The sequence below is a fragment of the Winogradskyella rapida genome, assembly GCF_042675845.1.
Classification (GTDB): Bacteria; Bacteroidota; Bacteroidia; order Flavobacteriales; family Flavobacteriaceae; genus Winogradskyella; species Winogradskyella rapida.
Window position 1 is genome coordinate 1 of record NZ_JBHTKM010000012.1, and the last position, 5461, is coordinate 5461.

A 5461-nucleotide genomic window follows, 5' to 3' on the forward strand; every position below is an offset into this window, starting at 1 on the left:
TTTTTTGAGCTTACTTGCGAAAATTCCTGCGGAATTTTCACGGGTTCGTTTAAGTTTGCTAACTTAGTTGCCTAACCACGCAACTAACCATACACAAACACGTTGTATGCAATTAAAACCAAACTTTATGAATAAAAATTTATTGATTATCCTACTGACAATTTTCACTTTTAATTCTTGTCAATCACAAACGAAAGACAAAGCCGAAATGGAAAAAACGGAATCTGAAGAGTTTTCTTCCGAAAGTGGGAATTTTATAATTGATTTCCCATTAAAACCGACTTTGAGAGTTATTGACAATCAAATAGGTACTGATAAATACAAAATCTATAATTATCAAGCTGTAGCTGGTCAACAAATGATTTATATGGCTGAATATATCGATTTCCCAGAGTATATAATGGAATCTTGGGATAAAGACCAAGCCTACAATCAAATCCTTAAAACACTTGAGGCAAAATATGGAGGTGTTTTTAAGCGATCTAAAAAAGAATCAACCGAACAACATAATCTGGAAGGAATATATTTTGAATACTCTTTAAACCCAGACGCAAATGTTCCGAGAGGAGTAAAAGGAGGAATTAAAGGAAAAATTTTCTTTGTTGGAAATAGGTCTTACCAACTAACCTATTTTGGAGAAGAACAAGAATTAATTGAACCGTTTCTGAATTCATTCCGACTGATAAAATAACTGCATACAACACCGTGTATAATTAATTGCTAGGTTCTTCCTTACTTGCGAAAATTCCTGCGGAATTTTCACGGGTTCGTAAAAGTTTGCTAACTTAGTTGCCTAACCACGCAACTAACCATACACAAGACCGTTGTGCTTCATTAAAGAAAAATATCATATGAGAATAAAATCTTTTAAAATTACTGACTTCAAACCCATAAAAAATATTGAAATGGATAATTTAGGAGATATCATAATTATCGCTGGTGCAAATGGAGCAGGTAAGACTAGATTAAAACAAGCCATTGTTCAAACTCTCCAAGGAAGTCCGATAATGGATATGACTATTGAAGCTACTAGGAAAGAAGAAGTAGAACCAAAATATTTTAATGGCTCTATTATAGAGGTCAAAAAAGGACAAAAAAACCAAGTCTTAAAAAACTATATAAACAGTAGAAAATATGGCGCTGGGAAATACGTTGGTTCTTTAGTTCAGATTGATTCAAACCGAAGTATCCAAGCTATTAGTTATAGTCAAGTAAATTGGTTAGCTGGAGACCCAGATGACGCTGTTGGACCAAGTAATTTCTACTTTAGTGCATTTTCTGGTCGTTGGCAAAATTTCGTCAATTATATTCATCAGAAATCGGCTTCTAGAGATAAAAAGTTAGCTGACTCACTAAAGAAAGAACCCACAAAAGGAGAGGAAATAATTGAAAAAAATCCAGACCCTTTTGAAAAATATAAAAAAATATTCTCAGACCTTCTTCCTGGAAAAGAATTGCTTAATATTAATCCAGCGCAACCAAGAGAATTTCAATATAAAGATGAATCTGGACAACCATTACCTTTTAATGCTCTAAGCTCTGGAGAACAGGAGGTTGTAAAGGTTTTGTTTGATGTTGCTAGAAAAGAAATTAAACACTCAGTAATAATTATTGATGAACCTGAATTACACCTACATCCTACTCTTACCTTTAAATTAATCGAATCATTAAAGTCAATTGGTGAGCATACAAACCAATTCATTTTCTTGACTCATTCAGCTGACTTAATCTCAACATATTATTCTACTGGAAATGTATACTTTATTGATTCAACTCAAACTGGAACAAATCAAGCACATAGATTAAGCGATTTAAACCACAGTCATCACGAATTAGTTCAACTAATTGGAGAGAATCTTGGATTATTTGCGGTCGGTAAAAAATTAGTTTTTGTTGAAGGAGAATCCTCTAGTATTGATAGACTTACATATCACAAAATTGCCTTATCAGTTAATCCTGAATTAAAAATAAGTCCAGTTGGCTCTGTAATTAATATTGGAGCACTTAAAACCGTTGAAGAACAGCTAAGAAATTCCGTATTTGGTGTTGATATGTATATGTTAAGAGACAGAGATGGCTTAAGGCAAGATCAAATTGATGAATTAGAAGAAGGTCAAAAATTAGTATGTCTTAAAAGAAGACATATTGAGAACTATTTCCTGAATGAAGAAATTCTTCATAAAGTAGCTAATCATTTATACCTTAGTAAAAATGGAACTAATATTTCCGTAGAACATATTAAGTCGGAAATGAAAAGAATTGCTAGTGAGACAGTTGGTTTTAACTTATATAAAAACTTCAAAGAGCACATTGGAGCCAATTATTCAATCAAAGTACCAAAAGTTACCTCAATAAATCAAAAAACTCTTGAAGAAATAAAAACTCTAATTTCAGATGGTCTAGAGACTAATCTAAATTTACTTTCGACAGAATTGGAAAAAGCCAAAACATTGGAATGGCTTGAAAATGAAAAAACAAGGTTAGAAGAGTTATTAAATTCTGATGATTGGAAAATAGAATTTCAAGGAAAAATCATTTTTTCAAAATTATGTAGTGAAGTTTTAAAAGGAAACGCTTTGAGTATTAGGGAATGCTATGTTGATATTGCCATTGCAGAAGAGGAAGATGGAATAAAAGAAATAGCCGGAATGTTTGAGGCTATGTGAGAAAACGAAAGCACAACACCGTGTATAATTAATTGCTTTGGCAAGTGCCTACTTGGAAAATTCCTTCGGAATTTTCTCGCGTTCGTTTTTGTTTACTAAATTAGTTGCTTAAACACGCAACTAACCATACACAAACACGTTCTACGCAATTGGACCAAAACAACAAACGAATGAATAAACTTCAAATTTTGGATACAATTAAATCTATTGGAAAATGGATTTTTCTATTGTTTACAATATTTTTAGTCTTTTTATACATTCCATTTTTAATTGACAAAATTCAACGACCGGATTTTAAAAACTTACCAATGAATCAATATGTAATCATCGGAATAATATTAGCGATAATGATTTTTTTAAATCTAAAATGGTTCGGGATTTTAAAAAAACAAAAATGAATCTATTTAAAAAGTTAACAAATCGGATTTTAATTATCTCAAGTGGATTTTTGATTTTAGTAATTGGAATTTCTTACTTTCTATATAATATTAGCCAACCGACATACTTGGTTTGCGGAACTGAAACGCCTGAATTTGTTTGCGGAACCGTTTCGCCGAATTTAACGGAAAATGCTCAAAAAGGAAAACAGATTTTTAATGCTAATTGTGCAGCTTGTCATAAACTGACCAAAAATATGACTGGACCAGCTTTGGCTAAAACTGACTCTACTCTACTTTGGAAATGGATGACTATAAAAAACGAAAAAATAGACAGTTCTAAAATCAAGGAATTAGGAATTGATTATCACAGAAATCTTTGGGGAAAATCATTAAAATCATCGGAATTGAATGAAATTTATGAATATATGAAAGCGGAATAAAAACTGCGTAGAACACCGTGTATAATTAATTGCTAGGTTCTTCCCTACTTGCGAAAATTCCTGCGGAATTTTCTCTGGTCTGTAAAAGTTTGCTAAATTAGCTACCAAACCACGCAACTAACCATACACAAACACGTTGGCAACCATATGAAAAACACAATTGCAATCATATTACTTTTTGTTATCGGAACAGTCTTTTCACAAGATGATTGTAAAAATTATAAGGAAAATTATATTCCGAAAAATCTGAAAGACGCAATCGAATATTTGAATTGTGAATGGTCGGAATCTGACAAAACGGAATTCAAAAACAAAGAAGAAAGCGATGCTGTAACCGAATTACATTTTAGAACTGGAATGGGAATTAGAAATAGTTGGGAATTATGGAAAGGCAAAAACCGAATATCAAAATTTTTTAAATCTAAAGGAATTTATCATCCTGACGATATGTCTTCGTTAATTTTAACTTCGCTTCACAGAGACTTGAATAACAAGCCAATTGACCTTGATGGACAGATAAGTGTCTACAAAGAATATTGGAATGAACTAAAGAATAAAAAGAAAAGCTTAAAGCAAGAATTTAAGGAATTAGAAATCGGAACTGTAGTTCAAGTTGCATTTTCTGGAAGTTGGCGATATGACGGAACTGACACTACTACTTTGCACAGTTATTTATATACAGCAGATGACTCGAGCGACTTTGAGTGTTTAATAGAGGGTAAAGTCATTGAAAAAATAAAGGAAAAGAAACGATATAATTTAACCATAGAAATTACGAACTGTGATTCTTGTGAATATAAAAATCCCGTTTTCAATCAAAAGGAAGTTGAAATAGGAAAAAATTTGGTTGTTGATATGGTTTATGAGAAAGTAATAATTAAATAAAATACGGTTGCCAACACCGTGTATAATTAATTGCTAGGTTCTTCCCTACTTGCGAATATTCCTGCGGAATATTCACGGGTTCGTAAAAGTTTGCTAACTTAGTTGCCCAACCACGCAACTAACCATACACAAACACGTTACCACACATTTGAACAAACATTACGCTTAAAAATAACATTATGAATGACAAAGTAGAGCAACTAAAAGCCGAAATTAATAGACTTAAAGAATTACATTTAAAACCTATTAACTCAAATAATGATTTCAATTATTTAAGTATGCCTCTTGAAAAAACAAAACAAGTTCAAAAAATAACAGAAGGATTATCTGAATATTTAGATTCGTTAAGTAATGATAATATTGACAAAAAAACTCAAACTGTAATTGAAAAAATTATCGATTCAGAAGTTTCTAACTTAATGAATTCGATTTACTCTTAATTGTAACCACATAGTTAAAAGCATAGGAATTAAGAAAGTCTATATCTGACTGAACTCTTTCTAATGTTTCTTTTATTTCTTGTAGTTTACTATTTGAGTTTTCTAATAACTCTATTGCTTTTTTTGACATAATATATTTGATTTTAAAATTAAAAAATTGATAACACTATATGGAAAATATTAAAAATGTTAATGACATTGAGCCAACTGAATTTGATAAATACAGCAAATACAAAAAGCTATCGGAATTACGAGCAATGGACGAAAAAGAATTGTTGATTTTAAACAATCTTAACCAGTTCCGACTTTTAAAAACACAGAATATCTCGAAAAACATATTTATATTCTTTTTAGTTGTTGCGATTTTGTCGATTCTATTGCAAATCCTAGTTGCTTTCATAATCTGATTAAAAAAACGTGTGGTAACAACGTGTATAATTAATTGCTTGTGACTTGCCTACGTGGAAATTCCTGCGGAATTTCCTCTCGTTCGGTTCATTTTTGCTAAATTAGTTGCTTAACCACGCAACTAACCATACACAAGACCGTTGGCAAACATATAACCGAACAATGAAATTCATCTTTCTAACTATAATTTTACTTCTGACTTTTAGTTGTTCAAACGAAAAAGCTATAGCGGAATTTGAAGA

At 31.4% G+C, this 5461-nt stretch carries 5 protein-coding genes; all 5 read left to right on the forward strand.

Annotated elements, in window-relative coordinates:
• Positions 1 to 127 precede the first annotated feature (127 nt).
• The 5 genes from ACFQ13_RS03690 (at position 128) to ACFQ13_RS03710 (ending at position 4811) form a co-directional block, all read left to right on the forward strand.
• Positions 128 to 691, forward strand: a complete 564-nt coding sequence (locus ACFQ13_RS03690) for a hypothetical protein (protein WP_386114143.1) — start codon at positions 128 to 130, stop codon at positions 689 to 691.
• Between the two features lie 214 nt (positions 692 to 905).
• Positions 906 to 2666 (forward strand): AAA family ATPase, encoded by a 1761-nt coding sequence (locus ACFQ13_RS03695; protein WP_386114145.1) that lies wholly within the window; start codon positions 906 to 908, stop codon positions 2664 to 2666.
• Between the two features lie 394 nt (positions 2667 to 3060).
• Complete coding sequence (locus ACFQ13_RS03700; protein WP_386114147.1) at positions 3061 to 3486, forward strand: c-type cytochrome; 426 nt, start codon at positions 3061 to 3063, stop codon at positions 3484 to 3486.
• Between the two features lie 147 nt (positions 3487 to 3633).
• The gene (locus ACFQ13_RS03705; protein ID WP_386114149.1) at positions 3634 to 4371 is read left to right on the forward strand and encodes a DUF6794 domain-containing protein; all 738 of its coding nucleotides are present in this window, start codon (positions 3634 to 3636) and stop codon (positions 4369 to 4371) included.
• 179 nt (positions 4372 to 4550) lie between these two features.
• Positions 4551 to 4811, forward strand: coding sequence for a hypothetical protein (locus ACFQ13_RS03710; protein ID WP_386114150.1), 261 nt, complete (start codon positions 4551 to 4553; stop codon positions 4809 to 4811).
• Positions 4812 to 5461 lie beyond the last annotated feature (650 nt).